The organism is Marinobacter algicola DG893, from assembly GCF_000170835.1.
GTDB classification, from domain to species: domain Bacteria; phylum Pseudomonadota; class Gammaproteobacteria; order Pseudomonadales; family Oleiphilaceae; genus Marinobacter; species Marinobacter algicola.
Genome location: NZ_ABCP01000001.1, coordinates 140,097 through 160,239, shown reverse-complemented (window position 1 = coordinate 160,239; position 20,143 = coordinate 140,097). Strand labels below are relative to the sequence as shown.

Sequence of the window (20,143 nt, the reverse complement as noted above, 5' to 3'; positions counted from 1 at the left end):
GTAAACAACCAGTTTGATGCGGGGTGGAGCAGTCTGGTAGCTCGTCGGGCTCATAACCCGAAGGTCGTAGGTTCGAATCCTGCCCCCGCTACCAATTTAAAAAGCCGGTCTTTGACCGGCTTTTTTTATGCTTGTTCGATCTGCTTCAGGATTTAATTCCGCCCCGCATATTATTTGACCCTTTTGCAACTCCCTTTCAGTCGGCTTCCATCAAATCTAATACTTTCGTACCAAAAATAACCGTCATTTATCGCCCTTTGGGCAAAAAATTGCCCGGTTAATCAGTGCGCTCTGCCGTTTCATTACGATTATCTGTCGAAAAATTGACAAAATCGTAACTTGGGAAATGACGCCATTCACATCGATACTTGCCCACGTTTTATACAATTTAACAAATTCGGCAATTTATTGGTGTGAAAAACATATGAAGCGCGTCATCAAAGTGTCACAGGCATGGATAGCCGCGTTGTTTTTGGGATTGGTTCTTACAGGCTGTGGGGGCGGTTCTTCCGGTAGCTCTGACAGCACCGCCGGTACAGGCAATAGCACGGGGTCCGGCTCAGGGGGTTCCGAGGGCAATCCGCCACCGAGCGGCAGTGGTGAGGGAGTGGAAGACCGCTCCGCTTCACTTAGCTGGAATGCGCCCTTCACCCGGGAAAATGGTGATTCGCTTAGCATGGGCGAACTGGATGGTTATGTGATCCGCTATGGCAAGAATCCGGACGAGCTTTCCAAAACCGTACGGATTGGTAATGCCAGCACCATGGAATACACCGTCAATAATCTGGACAACGGCACTTGGTACTTCACCATTCAGGTGGAAGATGTTGATGGCTTGATGAGCGCGCCATCAGCACCGGTCAGTAAAACCATTTAACCAGGCAGCGGATGCCTGGCATGGAGTCCTTGTACGGCCTTGTTGTTACCCCAAGGGATGCGCTATCGGTAGTTTGAGGGTAAAGGCCGACCCTTCCCCAGGGCGGGAGCGAAGGGTTATTTCACCGCGATGCTTTTCGACCACAACGTTCACAAACGACAGCCCGAGCCCCGTGCCATGATTGCCGGACAGCTCACTGCTTTTCTGGCGCTGATAGCGGTCAAACAGGTAGGGGATCTCTTCCGGAGCAATGCCTTCTCCTTCGTCGCTTACCGTCAGGCATGCCTGATGGCCGGCCTGAAAGACCTGAATATTGACGATCGAGCCGGATGAGCTGTATTGCACGGCGTTGGTCAATAGGTTGATCACGGCCCGTTCAAGCAGTTCCGCATTTCCTTTCAGCCACAAATCCTCTGTTCCCTGAAGTAACAGCTGAATACCTTTCTCGGCAGCCTGCTCGCTGACGCTGTCGCGGGCGTTCTCAACGATGGCTAAAAACTCGCACTCGTAAAAGCGGGTTTCGGTTAACTGTTCAGCCCTGGCAAGCTGTACGAATTCTTCGGCAAGATGATAGCTGCGCTTCGCTAGCCGGCCCAATTGGTCGAGCTGTTCCGGTTCGATATGGCCACGGTTCCGTTTGAGTTGTTCGATCAGTGCAAGCTGCGAAACCAGGGGCGAGCGAACATCGTGAGAAATAAAGTCGATGGCCTCCCGATGCTGCCGCTGTTGTTCCCTGAGTTCCGAGATGTCCGATATGTTGGCGATAATGCCGTTCTGATCGCTGTCAGGAAGTGAAAATGGCGCGAAGTGAATCAGGAAATCCTTATCGCGAATTCGTAAATCCACCGTACGGCTCTGGGCCAGCGTGAGGGTTTCCGAGACAGTTTCATGCCAGGGCGGATTGTCCCTCGGGTCGTGTCCCTCCAGAAGTCTGGCCAGGGGCAGGCCGCTGAGGCTTGGCATGGGTTCGCGAAACCATTCTTCGATGTGGCCATTGGCAAAGCGGATAACGCCCAGTTCGTCGGTCACAATAATGCCGTCCGGCATGCGTTCGAAGCTGCGCCTGATAAATCTCTGCATCTGGCTCATGCGCTCGGTCGCCACGCGTACTCGCTCGATTCGAGCGGAGATGTTTTCCCGTGGCCCCGTTTTACGCACTGGCTCTTGGGTGCTGGATAGCGGCAAACGGCGGAGGTAGCGCTGGATGGCCTCCCTGCTCAGGTCGTTGGGGAGCTTGAGCCCGATTCTGTAGGTCACGCCATTGCGTACCAGGCTGACCCAGCTTTGGCCGCCAATGTGATGCCATTGCCCCGGGGTATCCAGTGGCGGGATATCACCGGCGGCCAGGCCAGACGATGTCATCACCTCATCACCTTCTGCCAGTAGCCAGCCCTCTGGTTGAAGCAGGGCCTGAAAATGACTGAGCAGTTGCGGTGGGTGCCTCAGCGACGGCTCTTCGAGTGTCATGGTGGGCCCGCGGGCAAGTTCGTCGAGCTGGCGGTTGAGGAAGCTGTTGGTCATGGCCAGCCGTAGTGCGCTGGATACGGGCAGTGCCAGCAGGGGAATCGCGATGGCGTGGGAGATCGGCAGCCAAAGCTTGGCTCCGATCAACAGCAGCGCATGCAGGAGAATCAGTAAGCCGAGGCTCGTCAAACAGAGCAGAATGCTACGTGCCGGTCGCATGCGGGGTAGGGTGAATGACAGTAGAACAATGACCAGAACGGCAAGCCCAATCGCAATAGGCTTCGATACCTGTGATATCAATTCGTCCTTCACCAGTGCGGAATAACTGTTGGCGTGGAACTCAACGCCGGACATGGGCTGATTGAGGCCCGAAAACGGAGTGGGCAGGATGTCGCCAAAACCCGGTGCGGTTGCACCTACAAACACCGTTTTCCCCCTGAAAACGTTCTTTGCGAATTGCCCATCAAGCACTTTGATGTAGGAGTGGGAAGGCAGTGTTCCGGCACTACCGGCCATTGGAATGGCGCGGTAGTGCTGTCTGACGTTTGTGTAGGGCGGCGCATTGGACACTATTGGGCTTGCTGACGGCGCTTCAGAGGCCGCCAGGGCCAGGCTGGGCCACAACTGATCACCCAGGCCATTGAACAGATAGAGCCCCCGTGCCAGGCCATCTTCGTCAAGCTCCACATGGGCATGTCCAAGCGTTGCTGCAGCGGACGCCAATGTCGGAGCGGGAAGTTGTTCGCTGATCAGGTAATGCCGGGAGGGCGGTGACAGATGAAGCGGCAGGATGACGTTGCCGTGTTTCTGCATGGCGTCAGCCATTGCCTGGTCTTCCGCCGATGGTTCGGGGAACAGGATGTCGAAGACAATGGTTTTGGCGCCGGCCTGGTGGAGTTTTTCAATCAGCTGCGCGTGGGTTGTCCGTGGCCAGGGCCAGCGCCCCAGGCGATCCATGCTCAGTTCGTCAATGGCGACAATGACGACATCATCGGCGGGTTCTGAGGGGATGGCGGTGATAAGGGTGTCGTAAAGCCAGAAATCCAGGCGCTCCGGAGCGGAGGTTGTCTGGAACAGTAGCAGAAATGTCAGTAGTGGCAGGCCCAGCGTCCAAGGTGTCGTCTTAATGGGAAACCAGTTCCGGGTCATGAGGCCTGCTGTCGGGTATCAGGAAGTTGTGGGTTATTCCAGAAACAATTCCCTCCCTGGTCCCCACCGGCTTTCAAGCGGACCGTCAGAGAGGGCTTTCAGGCGAACAAAATACCGTCTTCCGGGAATGAGGCGCAAGGCCGCTGTGGTATCCGACAGCGTCGCCTCTTTGATTATGTTGTTAAATCCCGGCTCTTCTGACAGCTGCAGGCGATAATCGGTCGCGGTATCCACTTTCTGCCAGAACACTCTTACCTGGCTGTCGACGTAGTTGACACTGATGATGCGAACCGGTGGGAGGGTCCCGTTCACGACCAGTGAGCGTGCCTCACTCGTGGCGACGGAATTGCCGCCGGCCTCGGTGACCACCCGCCAGTAGTATTGCCCGGGTGTCAGGGGTCGAGAAGGAAGCGCGCTTTCATCAGGCGCCCACTCACTAGTGGCAATCGTGTTTCCAAAGTCTTTGTTCTCCGAGATTTCCACCCGGGCGACTTCGTTTTCGCCGCGCAACTGCCATCGGAACTCGGGCATGTCGTCGTTAACGGTCGCACCTGGTTCCGGTTGTTCCAGTGCGGCGGTCCGGGCCTGTAAATCGACTTCAAAAGACATGACGCCGGGCATGCCAGCCATGCCACGATTGTCGATGGCGGCAAGGTGAATCTCGTAGCGGCCATTGTCCAGCAGGTTAATATCGAAACTACTGTCGCTGACCTTGCTGCTGTTAATCCAGCGGCCGGAATCGGCATCGAAGATATCCACACGATGGCTGTTGGCACCGTTGGGCGCCCAGCTCAGCTGTGCCGGAAGTTGCTTAAGCTGTTGCGGCAGGGGGTTGATCTGCGGAGCTGGGGGCAGGCGGCGGATGTTCATTCTACCCACACCTGCGGTTGAAACGCTGGCGCTATAACCGGCTGGAATTCGGCGTGTTTGCCCCGGCGGACCAAACGATACCTCACCCTCGGTGACCCGTAGATCGGTCATGCCGGGCGCGGTTCTGAGGCTGAACATGGTGCCCCTGACCGCCGCCACAGCGGAGGGCGTTTCAATCTCAAAGCGCGAGCCGCCTTCAATCACGGGCTTCACCTGGGTTTCGATTTCGCCCTGATTGAGGCGCAGGCGGGTGTCCACCATGCCGGACTTCCCGTACTGGGTCAGGCGATTGAAGGCGAGACGGGAATGCGGTGATATCCGCACCACGGAGCCGTCAGCAAGTTCGATGGTGGCCGTGCCAGCCTGCGACTGGATTTCATCACCCACCCGAATCAGAGAGTCGCTGTTCAGAGGGCGTTTGGTGCCGTCACTACCGGAAATCAGTTGTACCGATCCGGTCACCGAGTTTACTCGGGCAGGGTCGGGTTGGCGCTGAAGCCAGGCAAGGGGAATTCGCAGGTTGTCTCCGCTGGTCACCGTGGCGGGGTTGTCGATGCCATTGTGCTGGAGCAGGCGAATGGCGGGAATACCTTTGGCCAGCAATGCGTCAGCGATCCCCGCAAAATGTTCACCGGGTCGTACCGTATAGATCCACTCCGGCGTTGCGTTGGATTCCTGGGCAGCGGCGCCCACCTGGGAACCCCGGGTGACCGAAAGTTCCGCCTGTACTGGCAACGCCATCAGGGAGCCGAATAGTAGCAGCAAACCGGTGAAGGTTCGCAGGGTGACGCATTGACTCATGTCAGGCTTGTTCCATGACCGTTACGGTCTCATCCGGGCCGGAGGCTTTCATCGCTTCAAGACGATAACCGCGCTGGTAAATGGTCTTGATCCGGAAACCGTTCTCGGGATTAAGGCCCAGTCTGCGGCGAAGCCGGCTCATGTGCGTGTCCACGGTACGGGTATTGATGTCTTTCGCCAGTCCCCATACCCGCTCAAGCAGCATCTCACGGGTCAGCAACCGGCCCTGGTTCTGGAACAGGAACAGGGTCAGGTCAAAGTCCTTATCCGTCAGCGTCAGCACGTTGCCGTGAAGCGCAATGGTCCGAAGCTGGGTATTGATCTCGAACGGGCCGTACTGCAACGATTCTTTTTCGGCATCGGGGCTGGTGCGACGTGCCAGCGCATTGATGCGCGCCACCAGTTCTGCCTCGCGAGCAGGTTTGGCCAGATAGTCATCGGCACCGGCATCCAGCGCTCGCACGATATCAGTCTCGCTGTCGCGCTGGGTGAGAAACACCACCGGAATCTGCCAGTTCAACTGCGCACGTACGCTTTCCAGAACCTCTATGCCGGTCATGTCGGGTATTTGCCAATCCATCACCAACAGATCATAGCTGCGATGAAGGACCGCGCTCAGAAATGCCTGGCCAGACGGAAAGCTGTCGCAGTGGTGCCCGCGCTCGGACAACACAGACTGAATGTGCTGAGCCTGTTCATGTTCGTCCTCAAGCAGAGCAATTCGCATCAAACGTCTCCCGACATCAAATAGTGTCATATTCAGGCTTCCCGACGAAGGCGGGGAATAGTTATTGAATTCTGCTTCACATTATTACAAATCAGCAATTTCGCTTCAGTGTCGTTATGTAGTGTTGCGTAAACGGATCGCAGGTTTTCCGTTGTCGTCATCCAGTGTTTGTCGGCAGCCGGGGAAATTGCTGCAGCCCCAGAACCAGCCTTTTTTGCCTTTTCTGCGCACCAGAGGCGAAAAGCAGTGCGGGCAGGGAATGGGTTTTTCTCCCGTGCCATCCGCCGGCGACTGGTCCTCGATGGGCCGCGTGCCTTTGCAGTCCGGAAAGCGGGTACAGGCATGGAAGGCACCAAACTTGCCCTCGCGCTGGCGCATGGGAGCACGACACTTGGGGCAATGCGGCTGCCCCTCGCCTGGTGGGGCAGTCCTGGCTTCCTGCTCAGGGGTGTTGATGAACCCGCGTATCTGTTCTTTCAGGTCTGCAATAAACTGCTTGGGATTGCCCTCGCCGCGGCGAATACTTTCCAGGGTCGCTTCCCAAATGGCCGTCATATCCGGCTTGCTGACGGACTCCGGCAACGAATCAATCAACGCCTTGCCCTTCGGTGTCGACCGGATGTGGCGCTTGTCCCGATATAAATAGTCGCGCCGGAACAGGGTATCAATAATCGCGGCCCGTGTGGCCTCAGTGCCCAGCCCATCAGTTTCGCGCAGGGTTTTGCGGAGCTCTGGATCGCTGACAAAACGGGCGATGTTGGTCATCGCTGACAGCAACGTGGCGTCGGTGAAATATTGGGGTGGCTGGGTTTTACGTTCGGCGATCTCCACAGAGTCACAGAGTATCGGGTCACCTTTTTCCAGGCGAGGGAGGGGCGCTTTGGCGGCCTCTTGTCGGCTTTCCCGCTGACGAATTTCCAGGGTTTTCCAGCCGGGCTGGAGAACGGCGGTTTCGGTTGCTCTGAATGCGTGTTCGCCAATCCCGATCGCTAATTTGCCTTCCCGGTGTATGGCGTCGGCGCTGAACTGCATCAGATAATACCGGCTGATCAGTTCGTAAATGTTTTTCTCAGCTTCGCTCAGACGTCCATTGGGCGCCTTTCTGGCCGTGGGGATGATGGCATGGTGGGCGTCCACCTTTTTGTCATTCCAGGCTTCGGTGCGGCGGTTCAGGTCCGTCGCCTCGCAGGCTGTCGCCAGTTCGCCGGCGACATTGCCAATGGCCTGCACCACACTCTGACGCTGGTCAAAATGACCTTCCGGCAGATAACGGCAGTCCGAGCGGGGATAGGTAATCAACTGGTGGCGTTCGTACAGGTTCTGGGCGGTGTCCAGTACGTCTTTTGCGCCCATGCGGAACAGTCGCCCCGCCTCGATTTGCAGGGCAGAGAGTGAGAACGGCAGGGGCGGCGCTTCGTTCCTGTCGCGAAAACGGGATTCCGTAACTTTGCCAGGCCGTCCTTCTACGGCTTCGGCGATCTGCCTGGCGACATCGCTGTCCAACAAACGGTCTTCTTCATCCAGATATTCCCGGTAGGCTTCAGAAGGCTGCCAGCGCGCCGTAAACGCTTGCGGGTCCGATTCCTCATCCACTGCGTGGCACGTCGCTTGAACGCGGAAAAAAGGTTTCGGCTGGAAGTTCTCAATGGTGATGTCCCGCGCCACCACTAGCCCCAGCACCGGGGTTTGTACCCGGCCGACGGAATACACGCCCTGCTGACCCTGCTGCTGGTAGGACAGCGTGTAGAAACGGGTAAGATTAATGCCGTAGAGCCAGTCCGCCCGCTGGCGGGCAAGGGCGGAATGGGACAAACGGCGGAATTCACGATTGTCCTTCGGTGCCTGGATGGCCTTTGCCACCGCCGCCGGAGTCAGGTCATTGATCAGGATTCGCTGCACGGGGCAGGTGGCGCCTGTGTAGCGGATGACTTCGTCCACCAACAATTGGCCTTCCCGGTCCGGATCGCCGGCGTGGACGATGGTCTCTGCCTTGCGGATCAGCGATTCCAGTACTTTGAGCTGCTGGCGTACGCTATCTTTGGGCATCACCTCCCAGCGCTCGGGAAACAGGGGCAAATCTTCCGGTCGCCATTTTTTCCAGCGCGGGTCGTACTGGCCGGGTTCTGCCGGTTCCAACAGGTGGCCGATACACCAGCTAACGGTGCTTGCGTTGCTTCCGTCGCCGCAACGAATCCACCCGTTCCCCTTCTGATGGGGAGAGGGGAGGGCAGCGGCAATTGCCCGGCCCAGGCTTGGTTTTTCAGCAATGTACAGACGCATAAGTTGGAAGCAGTTTTCGGGTGGGGATGGAAGATGGCGCTTTGTCGGTATCCTGTCAAGGTAACACAGCGTTTGGTGTAGTAGACTGTTCCATAACACATTCGATCAGGAGCAGGCCTGTTTATGTCCACACAACAAGCCATTGAGCACAAGCTGACAAGCGCTTTCGACAGCCAACACCTCATGGTTGAAAACGAGAGCCACAAACACAACGTGCCACCGAACTCTGAAACCCATTTCAAAGTGACCCTGGTGTCTCCGGAGTTTGAGGGGCAGGGCAAGGTCAAGCGCCACCAGGCCATCTATAAAATACTGGCGGACGAAATGTCCGGTGGCGTCCACGCCCTGGCGCTGCACGTTTATTCACCACAGGAGTGGGAGGCGTCCGGCCAGGCAGCGCCCGATTCTCCCAATTGCATGGGCGGCTCCAAGAACGATCCGGCCTTTGCATCCGGAGGTGGCCAGTGAGCCAGTTCTTCCAGATTCACCCGGAAACGCCCCAGAAACGACTGATCAACCAGGCTGTGGATATTCTCCGCAAGGGGGGCGTTATTGTGTACCCGACGGATTCCGCCTACGCCATTGGTTGCCACCTCGGTGACAAGCAGGCAGCGGACCGGATCAAGCGGATTCGCCGCCTGGATGACAAGCACAACTTCACCCTGATGTGTCGGGACCTGTCGGACATCGGCGTGTTCGCGAAGGTTGATAACACCCAGTATCGGCTACTCAAGAACTTCACGCCGGGGGCTTACACATTCATTCTGGACGCCACCAGTGAAGTACCGCGCCGCCTGCTGCACCCCAAACGCAAGACCATTGGCATGCGGGTGCCGGACAACGCCATTGTGCAGGCGCTGTTGGCGGAACTGGGCGAACCCATCATGAGCAGCACGCTGATATTGCCGGGTGACGAGGACCCGATGACGGATCCTTATGACATCCGGGAAACTCTGGAGCACGAGCTGGATCTGATCATCGATGGTGGTTTTTGTGGCCTGGAGGCGACCACCGTGGTGAACATGACAGGGGATGCGCCTGAGGTAACTCGCGTCGGTAAAGGCGATCCCGAGCCCTTCCGGATTTAACGGAATCAGGCCCGGGCGTTCAGGCTCAGGGCGAAATTTTTGCGGTCTGCGTAGTTGGTGGCCTGATCAGTATTAATGGTTCTGCGCAGACTGTCGTATCGGTGCGCCAGGTCCTGCAGGCCGTTGAATTGCTGGTTTTCGCTGACCAGGGTGTCCAGCAGTGAATTGTTCACGCCGTAGGCCTTGTTCAACTTGAGCGCGTTGTCCACAAAGTGCAGGGTGGGCTCGCTGGCACTGAGCCGGCTGAACGCCTCCCCGAACGGCTTGCTGTTGTTCAGGTCCTGTTCGATACGGCTACGGCTTTCTTCCGGTATGCCACCACCAACGCTGATCTTGCCGTCGTCGTTCTTTGAGACTTCCACACTGGTTGCCGGGCTCAGTTTGTACTCGGCAAGTTTGTGCCGCAGAGTTTCCCGCATATAGGCAAGGTCCTGCCCGACGGTTTGTTTGTATTCCGCCATCTGCAAGCGACTGGACTTGGGGCGACCGGTTTCGAAGCTTGCCCGCTCCGACAGGGTAAACCGGTCATCGGTTGCAGAGGCCGGCACCTCCGGTGCTGTGGGCTTTGGCGACGCATTACCTGATGCCGCCGGCTGCTTCTTCTCCATGGCCTGCTGGAACTGGGTGCTGGCTTTGATCAGCGATGTGAGTAGCGACATGGCGTTGTTCCCCTCCCATGGCCAATGAGGAAATGTTGACGGTTTTGGTGTCTAGGGGAGGAATAAGCACAAAGTGGGCCATCAAATGCTTCGGGTTGCTACCTCGTGACCAATGCTGGGCTGGGTATTTCCACCATCACGCGCAGTCCGCACTCAGTCGCAGCGGAAAAATGAAGGTTTCCGCCGTAGCGTTCGACAATGTCACGCACAATGGCGAGTCCGAGACCGTGGCCTGGCGTTTGCTCGTCAAGTCGCAGCCCTCTTTGGCCGAGCTTGCCGATTTCGGCGTCTGTGACCCCCGGGCCATCATCCACGACTTCTATGTTCAGCCGGCCAGAGTCTTGCGACAGTGAAAGCTCTACGCAGCGTTTTGACCATTTGCCCGCGTTATCCAAGAGATTCCCCATGATTTCATTCAGGTCGTGCTCTTCGACCGGCCAGCGTGCATCGTCGGGGAGGGAGCTCGACAGTTCGAAAGATCTTTCCGTGTACAGTCGTCCCAGCATCCACACCAGATCCCGGGCCTGTTTCATGGGATAGGCGCTTTTCCCGACCTGTGGGCCTGCAAAGCGGCTCCGTCGCATTTCGGCTTCGAGCTGTTTGTCGATGTCGTTGAGCCTTGCGGTCATCTCGAGCCGTAGTTCGTCGGATAATGGGCGGCTGGTATCCTCAAGAATCTGTCGGACTGCTGCAATCGGGGTTTTCACGCTGTGAGAGAGATTTGCCAATGCGTCCCGTGAGCGTTCCAGTCGTTGATCCAGTGAGTCGAGAAGTTGGTTGAGCTGTTGTACCAGGGGGCGGAATTCTTCCGGTGCTTCGACATGAATCCGCGAGACTTTGCCATCCTGAAGTCGCTTTAGCGTAGCCCTGAGGGCTACAACGGGACGCATGGACAGGTTAATACCGAACCAGATCACGGCGACCAGCAGTAAAATGAGCAATATGGAGACGATTGCAGTCCATGCGTGCAGCTCGGCCTGGCTGCGTTTCAATGCACCCAGATCCTCGGACACAATGACCACGACGGGTGTGTCGCCCACGCGAAATGACTTCCGGTAAGCCAGAATATCGGCTGGCGTATCGGCCTTTCCAGAGTCCTGCACACGATGGGTTCCGTCCTGCCCAGATTCAATCAGTGACATCAATACTGGCGCCCAGGAATCCGGTGAAATTATGGTTCTTGACGGTGAATGTATAGCAAAGGCATGGTGAAAGACCTCCTGGAAATAATCACCCGTCTGAAGGGTATCCAGTTTGCCGTCGGAATCGCGAATCTGGTGTTCAAGGAATGCCACTTCATCTTTGAGTCTCGTCTCAACGAATTCCCTGGACATTCGGTCCAACAGAAAGCCGTGTACCAGCCAAGCGAGGCCCATCAGGGCTATGCCTGCAGGCAGTAGTAGCACCAGCAGAGTACCTTTTACGGAAGCTGGCTTTCTAAGCAATGTCATTAAACAGATATCCCTGGCCGCGACGGGTTGAGATAGTATCGTTGCCGACCAGCTTCCGTAATCTGCGAATGTAGGCTTCGATCACATTCTCACTGGGGGTATCGTTCAGGTTATAGAGCTGTTCCATTAACTGTTCTTTCGAGAAGACTTGGCCGGGACGGCTCATCAGGCAGCGTAGCAGGCGGAATTCGGTACCTGTCAGGCTGTGTTCGGTGCCATCGTCGGATTTCAGGCTCTGGCGGTTTTCGTCCAACTCGTAGCGCCCGGCTTTTACCAGAGAATGAATGCGGCCTTCGCTACGGCGCACAATGGCGTTCAGTCGGGCGATTAACTCCTCGGTTTGGAAAGGTTTGGCGAGGTAGTCATCGGCCCCGGCTTTCAGTCCTTCGACTTTATCATGCCAGTCACCCCTCGCGGTTAAGATTAACACCGGAAAGGCGATGTGATCCTTCCTCCATTTTCTCAGTACGTCCAGGCCGTTGCCATCGGGCAGGCCAAGGTCAAGAATAATGGCACGGTATTCCTCCTGTCTTGCCAGCATCATGGCTTCTCTGGCCGTGTGTGTTGTATCAACGCTGAATCCCGCCTTTTCAAGTTGCCTACTTAACCCATCAGCCAACAGGCGGTCGTCCTCAACGAGCAATAATCGCATCGGGCCATTCCTCATCACGTCATTAAAGTGGGTGTAAGTGTCGCTAATCAAACTGAATTCAGCCTGAACGATTAAATATCCGGCATTTTCAGCAAGGATTCAGGTAAGTGCGCGATGGTGTGATTCTTATTTTGGCATGGCTCAGTGTCCTGAGCTAACCAACAACCGTGTTAACGAACATGTCGCCATAGGAGAAAATGAAATGAATGCATCAAAGGTTTTTCTGGTAGCAGCGTCCATGTCTATGTCTGCAGCGGCTATCGCGGCCGGCGCCCATGGTGGTGGCCACGGTGCCGGTAGTGGTGAACCGGGCAAGGCATCGGAAGCCGCTCGCACCATCACTGTTGAAATGTACGACAACTACTATGAGCCGGAAGAAGTTAGTGTTGAGACCGGTGAAACCGTGCGCTTTGTTGTAAAGAACGAGGGCAGCTTGGTCCACGAGTTCAATATTGGCACTCCTTCCATGCATGAAGGCCATCAGAAAGAAATGATGATGATGGTAGAGCACGGCGTGATCCAGGGTGGGAAGCTGAATCACGACATGATGAGCATGGACATGGGCAACGGAAAAACCATGAAGCATGACGATCCAAACAGCGTGTTGCTTGAGCCTGGACAGAGCAAGGAAGTTGTCTGGAAGTTTACGGAAAAAGGTGACATTGAGTTCGCATGCAACGTGCCAGGCCACTACCAGGCCGGTATGTACGGTGACGTTAACTTTGAGTAAACCGGCGTACTGAAAACCCCGCGAATGCAAGGGTTGGGACTGTGTCCCAGCCCGGCTTCAACGAAGTGCAGTTTGGAGTAATATAGATGAAAACACGCCTACTGACAGGACTTTTGAGTCTGTTGATGCCAGCAATGGTATTAGCCGGTGAATACGATCTGACGGTCGACCGCGTTGAAATTGACACCGGTGATTTCGTCAAGGAGGGCATTGGCTACAACGGGAAATCCCCCGGGCCGGTTATGCGCTTCAAGGAAGGCGAAAATGTCAGGATCAACGTGACCAACAACCTGGATGAGATGACGTCCATTCACTGGCATGGCCTGATCCTACCTTTTGATCAGGACGGTGTGCCAGGTATCAGTTTTCCAGGTATCAAGCCGGGTGAAACCTTCACCTATGAATTTCCGATCCAGCAGGCGGGCACCTACTGGTTCCACAGTCATTCAGGCTTCCAGGAGCCGGATGGCGCTTATGGTTCCATTGTCATTGAGCCAGAAGGCCGTGAGCCGTTCCGCTATGACCGGGAATACGTCGTGCAACTCACCGACAAACATCCCCATTCCGGCGACCGCATTATGCGCAACCTGAAGATGATGCCGGATTACTACAATCGCGAGCAGCAGACTGTAGGCGAGTTTTTCTCTGACGTGTCCGAGAATGGTCTGATGAACACCGTTCGGGACCGTATGGCCTGGGGCGGCATGCGGATGATGAAAGCGGATGTCGAGGACCTGCAGGGCTTTACAGGGTTGATTAACGGTAAAGGGCCAGACCAGAACTGGACCGGACTCTTTGAGCCCGGAGAACGTATTCGGCTGCGTTTCATCAATTCCTCGGCCATGACCTACTTCGACATCCGGATTCCCGGTCTGGATATGACGGTTGTACAGGCCGACGGCAACAACGTACAGCCGGTTAACGTCGACGAATTCCGGATTGGCGTGGCGGAAACCTATGACGTCATCGTGCGCCCGAAAGATGAACAGGCTTACACCATCTTCGCCGAATCCATGGGGCGTTCAGGTTATGCCAGAGCGACACTGGCCCCCGAAGAGGGCATGGAAGCGGCAGTGCCTCAACTGCGTGAACCTGCGCGCCTGACCATGGCTGACATGAGCGGCATGCACGGCATGGACCATGGCAGCATGGCTGGTATGGATCATGGAAACATGGAGATGGGCAGCTCGGAAGATATGGCGGGTATGGATCACTCTTCGATGGAAGGAAAGGATCACTCCAACATGAGCAGTATGGATCATTCCAATATGAAAGGAATGGATCATTCGGGCATGGCCGGCATGGATCATGGTTCCATGGCGATGGGGAAGGAAAGCCCAAGCGATCCTTTCTATGCCAAGGGCAGCGGCCTCGTGCCTACGGCGGCCAATGGCGGCAAGTTTCTCTCCTACGCTGATTTGAAAGCCCAGAACCCATTGTACGAAGACCGTGAACCTACCCGGGAAATCGAGCTTCGTTTGACCGGCAATATGGAGCGCTATACCTGGAGTATTAATGGCGTTAAGTACGAAGACGCCGATCCGATTCGCCTGAAATACGGCGAGCGGGTTCGCTTCAAGTTTGTAAACGAGACCATGATGACACACCCCATGCACCTGCATGGCATGTGGTCCATCCTCGATGTTGGAGCAGGCCAATGGAACCCCATCAAGCACACGGTTAGTGTGCAGCCGGGCACCACGGTATATATGGAAACGGAGGTCGACGAACCAGGCCAATGGGCTTTCCATTGTCATCTGTCCTATCACGCCGCAGCCGGTATGTTCCGCAAGGTGATTGTTGAAGGTGGGCCAGAGTCGAAGCAGGCCAAAACAGACGTGATTGCTGAAGAAGGAGGAGAGGCATGAGCCGTATTCGATCAGTTGTTGCCGTCAGTTTTCTTGCCTCCATGGGATTCTCAACGGCAGTGACGGCCCAGGAAATGATCTCCGACACCACTGCTCGTAAACAGCCGCTCACAACCTGGGGTGTTCAGTTCGAGGAGTTTGAGTACCGCTACAGCGACGATGACGAGGAACTGGGAGTCTGGAACGCGGATGCCTTCTATGGCACCGACGATTTTAAAGTCCGGCTGCTTACGACCGGGGAATATGAGATCGCGGAACAGGCCTATGAAACACTGGAAAACCAGTTGGTCGGCCAGATCCCAATCTCCAAGTTCTTCGACGCCAAAGCGGGTGTGCGTTTTGATACCCCCGAAGGCCCGGATCGAACCTATGCGGTGCTGGGGGTTGCGGGGTTGGCGCCCCAGTGGTTTGAGATCGACGCCAATCTCTATGTCAGCAAGGATGGCGACACTTCTACGGAGCTTGATGCGGAGTACGAGCTGCTTCTCACTAACTACTGGATACTGGCGGCCACCCTGGATGCAACGGTGGCGTTCAGCGAGGATCGGGAGATTGGCGTTGGTAAAGGACTTGTTTCCACTGAAACCGGTCTCAGGTTGAGCTATGACTTGATCGACCGAGCGTTCTCACCCTATGTAGGCGTTGTTCATGAGCGTAAGTATGGTGATAGCGCTGACTTCGCCGAAGCGGATGGTGGCAGTACAGAAGACTGGTTTGCCGTGATTGGCGCACGCATCGCGTTCTGATCGGCTATGTTGGGGCCAAAGATATTTCTTTGGCCCGTTTTTCGCGATATTGATGTAAGTGAGGTATATCAAAGGCAGCACTGGCTATCTATTGAATATCAAACGCCGTTCAAAGCAACAGGAGGTTGAATGAGCAGCAAGCACGATAGAACCACGCGCTATCAGGAAGGCAGTCTCACACTCCCGGGAACCGTTATGCTGGGCACCGGAGTGATGATTGGCGCCGGCATCTTTGCACTTACCGGGCAGATGGCGCAGATGACGGGTGTTCTTTTCCCATTGGCGTTTCTGGCCGCAGCGGTCATCGTCAGCTTCAGCGCCTATTCCTACATCAAAATTTCCAATGCCTACCCGTCAGCCGGGGGCATTGGCATGTATCTGCATAAAGCTTATGGAAATAGGCTGCCGACGGCTTTCAACGCGTTGTTGATGTATTTCTCGATGGTGATTGCCCAGAGCTTCCTTGCGCGAACCTTTGGTTCTTACACCATGCAACTGTTCGGTGGCGATGAAAGCGGCCGTATGGTGCCCATTCTTGGCGTATCCCTGATCCTGGGCGCGTTCCTGATCAATCTACTCGGCAACCGGATGATTCAGGGAGTGGCTTCCTTTATCGGCATTCTGAAAATTGGCGGAATTCTGATCTTCGGACTGGTGGGCATCTGGATTGCCGATAGCCTATCGGTAGATTTTTCGAGCACCGGCGAAGCTGGAACTGTAGGCAACTTCCTGGGGGCAACTGCCCTTGGCATTCTGGCCTTCAAGGGCTTTACAACCATTACCAACAGCGGCTCGGAAGTGATAGACCCCAAGCGTAACGTGGGGCGCGCCATCGTTATATCCATTGCAGCCTGCGTGGTGATCTACACCTTGGTGGGCTTTGCGGTTGCCAGCAACCTGTCCCTGGCGGAGATCATCAAGACGCAGGATTACTCCCTTGCGGCCGCTGCGCGTCCGGCTTTGGGCGACTACGGCGTCTGGTTTACCGTCGCTATTGCCATGATGGCCACTGCGGGAGGGATTCTGGCCAGCATTTTTGCGGTGTCGCGCATGCTTGCCATGCTCACCGAGATGAAACTGGTGCCCCACCGTCACTTCGGCATGCCGGGTAGTATCCAGAAACATACTCTGGTTTATACCGTCGTCCTGGGGTTGGTTCTGACAGCCTTTTTCGACCTCTCTCGAATCGCTGCCCTGGGGATCGTGTTCTACCTCATCATGGACATTGCCATCCATTGGGGCGTTCTGCGCTACCTGCGTAAAGATGTGCAAGCTAACGTCTGGGTACCTGCAACGGCCATCCTGCTGGACTTGCTCGCGCTCGGCGGGTTTGTGTGGGTCAAGCTGAATACCGACCCGTTCGTCATTGGTGTGGCGCTCGTTACCATGATCGTCATTGCGATGGCCGAACAGTTCTTTCTCAAGAAGTCACGAGAATCGGCTCAAGCGGAAGAAAATGATGTTCATGCACATCATCACCACTAATACGTATTGGGCAAGGAGGCAGTATCCAAATGACTGATCACCAACATCGGCATCATGACCACGAGGCACCCGACTCGGCAGAACACACAGTGAAAGATCCGGTGTGTGGCATGGCCGTGGACCCGCACACAACAGAGCATCGCAGCCAGCACGAGGGTAAGACCTGGTATTTCTGTTCATCAGGGTGCCACGACAAGTTTGACCAAAGCCCGGAACACTACCTCGGCGGCGAACACGCACAGCAGGAATCGGCCGCCCCGGGCGCGATGTACACCTGCCCGATGCACCCCGAAATCCGACAACAGGGCCCCGGTGATTGTCCGATCTGCGGTATGGCTCTGGAACCCGAGCAAGTAAGCCTGGACGATGGCCCTTCGGCTGATCTAAAAGACATGACTCGCCGATTCTGGATCGGCCTGGTGCTGGCCCTGCCAGTACTGGTGCTGGAAATGGGCGGGCATCTCACCGGCCTTGATCAGATCGTTGCCCCACAAATGTCCAACTGGATCCAACTGGTATTGGCAACGCCCGTTGTGGTCTGGTGTGGCTGGCCTTTCTTTGTCAGGGGTTGGAAATCAGTGGTCAGCCGTCATCTGAACATGTTCACTCTTATCGCTATTGGTACCGGTGTCGCGTTGATCTATAGCCTGGTGGCGACTCTGGCTCCCCAGATTTTTCCCGATGCCTTCCGACAAGAGGACGGTTCGGTTGCCGTCTATTTTGAGGCCGCTGCTGTGATTGTCGTGCTGGTGCTGCTTGGCCAAGTGCTGGAACTGAGAGCCCGGGAAAAAACCTCGGGCGCGATTAAGGCGCTGCTGGATCTGGCACCGGCGACGGCTCGGAAACTGGATGATCAGGGTGGCGAGTCCGACGTGTCGCTGGATCAGGTCAAGGTGGGCGACCGTTTGCGAGTGCGCCCCGGAGATAAGGTGCCGCTCGACGGCGAGGTACTAGAGGGCGGCTCCAACGTGGATGAGTCCATGGTGACCGGCGAGCCCCTCGCAGTCAGTAAAAAAACCGGTGACCAGGTCATTGGCGGCAGCATTAACCAGCAGGGCAGTTTTATTATGCGCGCCGACAAGGTTGGCCGCGACACGATGCTGTCCCAGATTGTTCAGATGGTGGCGAGTGCCCAGCGCAGCCGCGCACCGATTCAGGGCCTGGCCGACAAAGTCGCAGGCTGGTTTGTACCGGCGGTGATTTTGATTGCCATTGTCGCCTTCATCGCCTGGTCAATCTTTGGCCCCGCGCCGCCCATGGCATTCGGGCTGATTGCGGCGGTCAGTGTTCTGATCATCGCCTGTCCCTGCGCACTGGGCCTGGCTACGCCCATGTCGATCATGGTGGGTGTTGGTCGTGGTGCCCAGAGTGGCGTGCTGATCCGCGATGCGGAAGCACTGGAGCGCATGGAGAAGGTGGACACCGTGGTGGTGGATAAAACCGGCACGCTGACGGAGGGCAAGCCCCAAGTCACTCGGTTGGTCGCGGCGAACGGGTTCAGTGACAGCGATCTGATGCGTTATGCCGGCGGCCTGGAAAAGGGCAGTGAGCATCCGCTGGCCCACGCCATACTCGACAAAGCCAAAGGCATGGAGCTGAAGCTTCCGGATGCCGAAGACTTTGATTCCCCGAACGGCAAAGGGGTGACCGGGCGAATCGACGGCAAGCAGGTGCTGCTCGGCAACCGTCTTCTTATGGAGGCAGAGAACGTCGACACGTCGCGATTTAACGATGACGCGGATGAGCTTCGCAAGGATGGAGCCACCGTCATTTTTGCCGCCGTCGATGGAAGCGTCGCTGGGTTGCTGGCCATTGCCGATCCAGTTAAGGAAACCACTGAGGCCGCTATTTCGGCCCTGCAAGAAGACGGTATTCGGGTGGTCATGCTGACTGGCGACAACCGCACCTCGGCCGAGGCGGTTGCTCGCAAACTGCATATTGATGAAGTGGAAGCGGAAGTCCTGCCGGAGGACAAGGGCAAGATTGTCCAACGCCTGAAAGACGAAGGCCGTGTTGTCGTGATGGCGGGAGACGGCGTAAATGATGCACCTGCATTGGCAACCGCGGATGTCGGTGTGGCCATGGGCACGGGCACGGATGTGGCCATTGAAAGCGCGGGCATTACTCTACTACGTGGCGACCTGATGGGTATCGTCGAAGCGCGCCGGTTGTCGCTGGCGACCATGCGCAATATTCGGCAAAACCTGTTTTTTGCCTTCGTTTATAACTCTGCTGGTGTTCCGATAGCGGCCGGGGTTCTTTATCCATTTTTAGGCGTGCTGCTTTCCCCAGTTTTCGCGGCGGCTGCCATGTCGCTGTCGTCGGTCAGTGTGATCGTGAACGCATTGCGGTTGAGGGTAGTACGGTTGGCGCCAAAGCGGTGACACGTCAATGTTCAGTTAGTGAGAGATAACCGACCTCCGCCATTTTTACGGGGGTCGGTTATTTGTTTCAATTAAATTATCTGGCTCGGATTATGAGTGTTCTTGACTCATTTTTTCGTCTTTCTTCATATGCTCCATGCATGTTTCCACTTTTTTATCTTCAACCATCTTATTGGGATAAGTGCGAGCCTCGTTAATACGGTCCGCCAAACCTGAATTGGCTGAGGCCATGGTTGAAAACAAAGCTACGATTGCCGCGATCACCATTACTTTTTTCATGACATTCCCCTTTTAACCGTAAAACCAGTTTAGTATTTCAGCCTGGTTTCAGGTTCGTATGGTTTAATTGTCCGTGTTGAATGCACCGTCTTTTCGCTTTTTGAGAAAGGCGGTGCTTATGTCTCCATGAGTTAACTTGGCCGCAGGGTTCACCCTGCGGTATTTTTCCCCGCATCTTCCAGCGCTCTGTGGTAGGCCCGGCCCTCTTCAGTGGTAATCATTTCCAAGCGAGCCTCCATTCCAGGCTCTGACATACCGTAGAGTGTCATCCGTTTGTGTAAGCGTTTCATTTCTTCATTGTTGAGAATGTTTTCAAAGGAGCGATTTTCTTTAGACTGGTCGTGTGCAGCTTTCGCATCTTCATTGGATGACATGTTGCCCGCGAGTGCATATGTTGAGAGCGTAATTGTGGCTGCAAATAAAAGTATATTATTCATAATCGACACCTCCTGATTGGTTGTCGATTATATTTAATCACTGGTTTCTGAAATGGTCCTGAAAACGAAAAATAAAAGAATCTATAAATATGTGGTGGATCGTTATTAATTATTAAATATAGATATGCCGATATGCGGCATAAGGATGCGGGATAAAGATATTAACGAACGCCCAAGTAGCGGGTCCCTTTGCTCG

Annotated in this window: 17 protein-coding genes and 1 tRNA gene; 9 read left to right on the top strand and 9 right to left on the bottom strand. The window is 55.7% G+C overall.

The genetic code is table 11. The features are described 5' to 3' along the window. Positions 1–17: 17 nt before the first annotated feature. Both MDG893_RS00700 and MDG893_RS20870 read left to right on the top strand, forming a co-directional pair. Positions 18–94 (top strand) — tRNA-Met (locus MDG893_RS00700). A gap of 330 nt (positions 95–424) precedes the next feature. Beyond that, on the top strand, positions 425–877 hold the full coding sequence (locus tag MDG893_RS20870; RefSeq protein WP_157132718.1) for a fibronectin type III domain-containing protein: 453 nt from the start codon (positions 425–427) through the stop codon (positions 875–877). Between the two features lie 45 nt (positions 878–922). Here the strand turns inward: MDG893_RS20870 and MDG893_RS00690 are convergent, their stop codons facing one another. The 4 genes from MDG893_RS00690 to MDG893_RS00675 form a co-directional block, all read right to left on the bottom strand. Next, entirely contained in the window at positions 923–3,490 is a 2,568-nt protein-coding gene (locus tag MDG893_RS00690; RefSeq protein ID WP_007151776.1) for a CHASE2 domain-containing protein, read from the bottom strand. Between the two features lie 33 nt (positions 3,491–3,523). Further along, positions 3,524–5,161, bottom strand: coding sequence for a FecR domain-containing protein (locus tag MDG893_RS00685; protein ID WP_007151775.1), 1,638 nt, complete (start codon positions 5,159–5,161; stop codon positions 3,524–3,526). Between the two features lies 1 nt (position 5,162). Next, entirely contained in the window at positions 5,163–5,888 is a 726-nt protein-coding gene (locus tag MDG893_RS00680; RefSeq protein ID WP_007151774.1) for a response regulator transcription factor, read from the bottom strand. A 114-nt stretch (positions 5,889–6,002) separates the two neighbouring features. After that, positions 6,003–8,168 carry a DNA topoisomerase III gene (locus MDG893_RS00675; RefSeq protein ID WP_007151773.1) on the bottom strand — a complete coding sequence of 722 codons (2,166 nt, stop codon included), beginning with the start codon at positions 8,166–8,168 and terminating at the stop codon, positions 6,003–6,005. A 123-nt stretch (positions 8,169–8,291) separates the two neighbouring features. Here MDG893_RS00675 and MDG893_RS00670 point away from each other — a divergent pair, with 123 nt between their 5' ends. Both MDG893_RS00670 and MDG893_RS00665 read left to right on the top strand, forming a co-directional pair. Further along, positions 8,292–8,636: a BolA family protein gene (locus MDG893_RS00670; RefSeq protein ID WP_007151772.1), complete on the top strand. Its 345-nt coding sequence runs from the start codon at positions 8,292–8,294 to the stop codon at positions 8,634–8,636. After that, on the top strand, positions 8,633–9,256 hold the full coding sequence (locus MDG893_RS00665; protein ID WP_007151771.1) for an L-threonylcarbamoyladenylate synthase: 624 nt from the start codon (positions 8,633–8,635) through the stop codon (positions 9,254–9,256). The genes MDG893_RS00670 and MDG893_RS00665 overlap by 4 nt, the downstream gene beginning before the upstream one ends. A 5-nt stretch (positions 9,257–9,261) precedes the next feature. On the opposite strand, the gene MDG893_RS00660 is transcribed toward MDG893_RS00665, so the two are convergent. The 3 genes from MDG893_RS00660 to MDG893_RS00650 all read right to left on the bottom strand — a co-directional run bounded on the left by MDG893_RS00660 (position 9,262) and on the right by MDG893_RS00650 (position 12,018). Beyond that, the gene (locus MDG893_RS00660; RefSeq protein ID WP_007151770.1) at positions 9,262–9,915 is read right to left on the bottom strand and encodes a hypothetical protein; all 654 of its coding nucleotides are present in this window, start codon (positions 9,913–9,915) and stop codon (positions 9,262–9,264) included. Positions 9,916–10,013: 98 nt separating this feature from the next. Next, positions 10,014–11,366 (bottom strand): ATP-binding protein, encoded by a 1,353-nt coding sequence (locus MDG893_RS00655; protein ID WP_040474142.1) that lies wholly within the window; start codon positions 11,364–11,366, stop codon positions 10,014–10,016. Beyond that, entirely contained in the window at positions 11,353–12,018 is a 666-nt protein-coding gene (locus tag MDG893_RS00650; RefSeq protein WP_007151768.1) for a response regulator transcription factor, read from the bottom strand. The genes MDG893_RS00655 and MDG893_RS00650 overlap by 14 nt, the downstream gene beginning before the upstream one ends. Before the next feature lie 202 nt (positions 12,019–12,220). Between MDG893_RS00650 and MDG893_RS00645 the strand changes: the two genes are divergently transcribed. The 5 genes from MDG893_RS00645 to MDG893_RS00625 all read left to right on the top strand — a co-directional run bounded on the left by MDG893_RS00645 (position 12,221) and on the right by MDG893_RS00625 (position 19,231). Next, on the top strand, positions 12,221–12,748 hold the full coding sequence (locus tag MDG893_RS00645) for a cupredoxin domain-containing protein (protein ID WP_007151767.1): 528 nt from the start codon (positions 12,221–12,223) through the stop codon (positions 12,746–12,748). Positions 12,749–12,834: 86 nt separating this feature from the next. Then, positions 12,835–14,616 carry a copper resistance system multicopper oxidase gene (locus tag MDG893_RS00640; RefSeq protein ID WP_040474141.1) on the top strand — a complete coding sequence of 594 codons (1,782 nt, stop codon included), beginning with the start codon at positions 12,835–12,837 and terminating at the stop codon, positions 14,614–14,616. Next, positions 14,613–15,362: a copper resistance protein B gene (locus MDG893_RS00635; RefSeq protein ID WP_007151765.1), complete on the top strand. Its 750-nt coding sequence runs from the start codon at positions 14,613–14,615 to the stop codon at positions 15,360–15,362. The genes MDG893_RS00640 and MDG893_RS00635 overlap by 4 nt, the downstream gene beginning before the upstream one ends. Before the next feature lie 129 nt (positions 15,363–15,491). Beyond that, positions 15,492–16,847 (top strand): APC family permease, encoded by a 1,356-nt coding sequence (locus tag MDG893_RS00630; RefSeq protein ID WP_007151764.1) that lies wholly within the window; start codon positions 15,492–15,494, stop codon positions 16,845–16,847. A 29-nt stretch (positions 16,848–16,876) separates the two neighbouring features. Continuing rightward, a complete protein-coding gene (locus MDG893_RS00625; protein WP_007151763.1) occupies positions 16,877–19,231 on the top strand; it encodes a heavy metal translocating P-type ATPase in 2,355 nt (784 codons plus the stop codon). 90 nt (positions 19,232–19,321) lie between these two features. Here the strand turns inward: MDG893_RS00625 and MDG893_RS21020 are convergent, their stop codons facing one another. Together MDG893_RS21020 and MDG893_RS00615 are read right to left on the bottom strand one after the other, a co-directional pair. Beyond that, complete coding sequence (locus MDG893_RS21020) at positions 19,322–19,510, bottom strand: hypothetical protein (protein ID WP_007151762.1); 189 nt, start codon at positions 19,508–19,510, stop codon at positions 19,322–19,324. 149 nt (positions 19,511–19,659) lie between these two features. After that, the gene (locus MDG893_RS00615) at positions 19,660–19,947 is read right to left on the bottom strand and encodes a hypothetical protein (RefSeq protein WP_007151761.1); all 288 of its coding nucleotides are present in this window, start codon (positions 19,945–19,947) and stop codon (positions 19,660–19,662) included. Between the last annotated feature and the right edge of the window lie 196 nt (positions 19,948–20,143).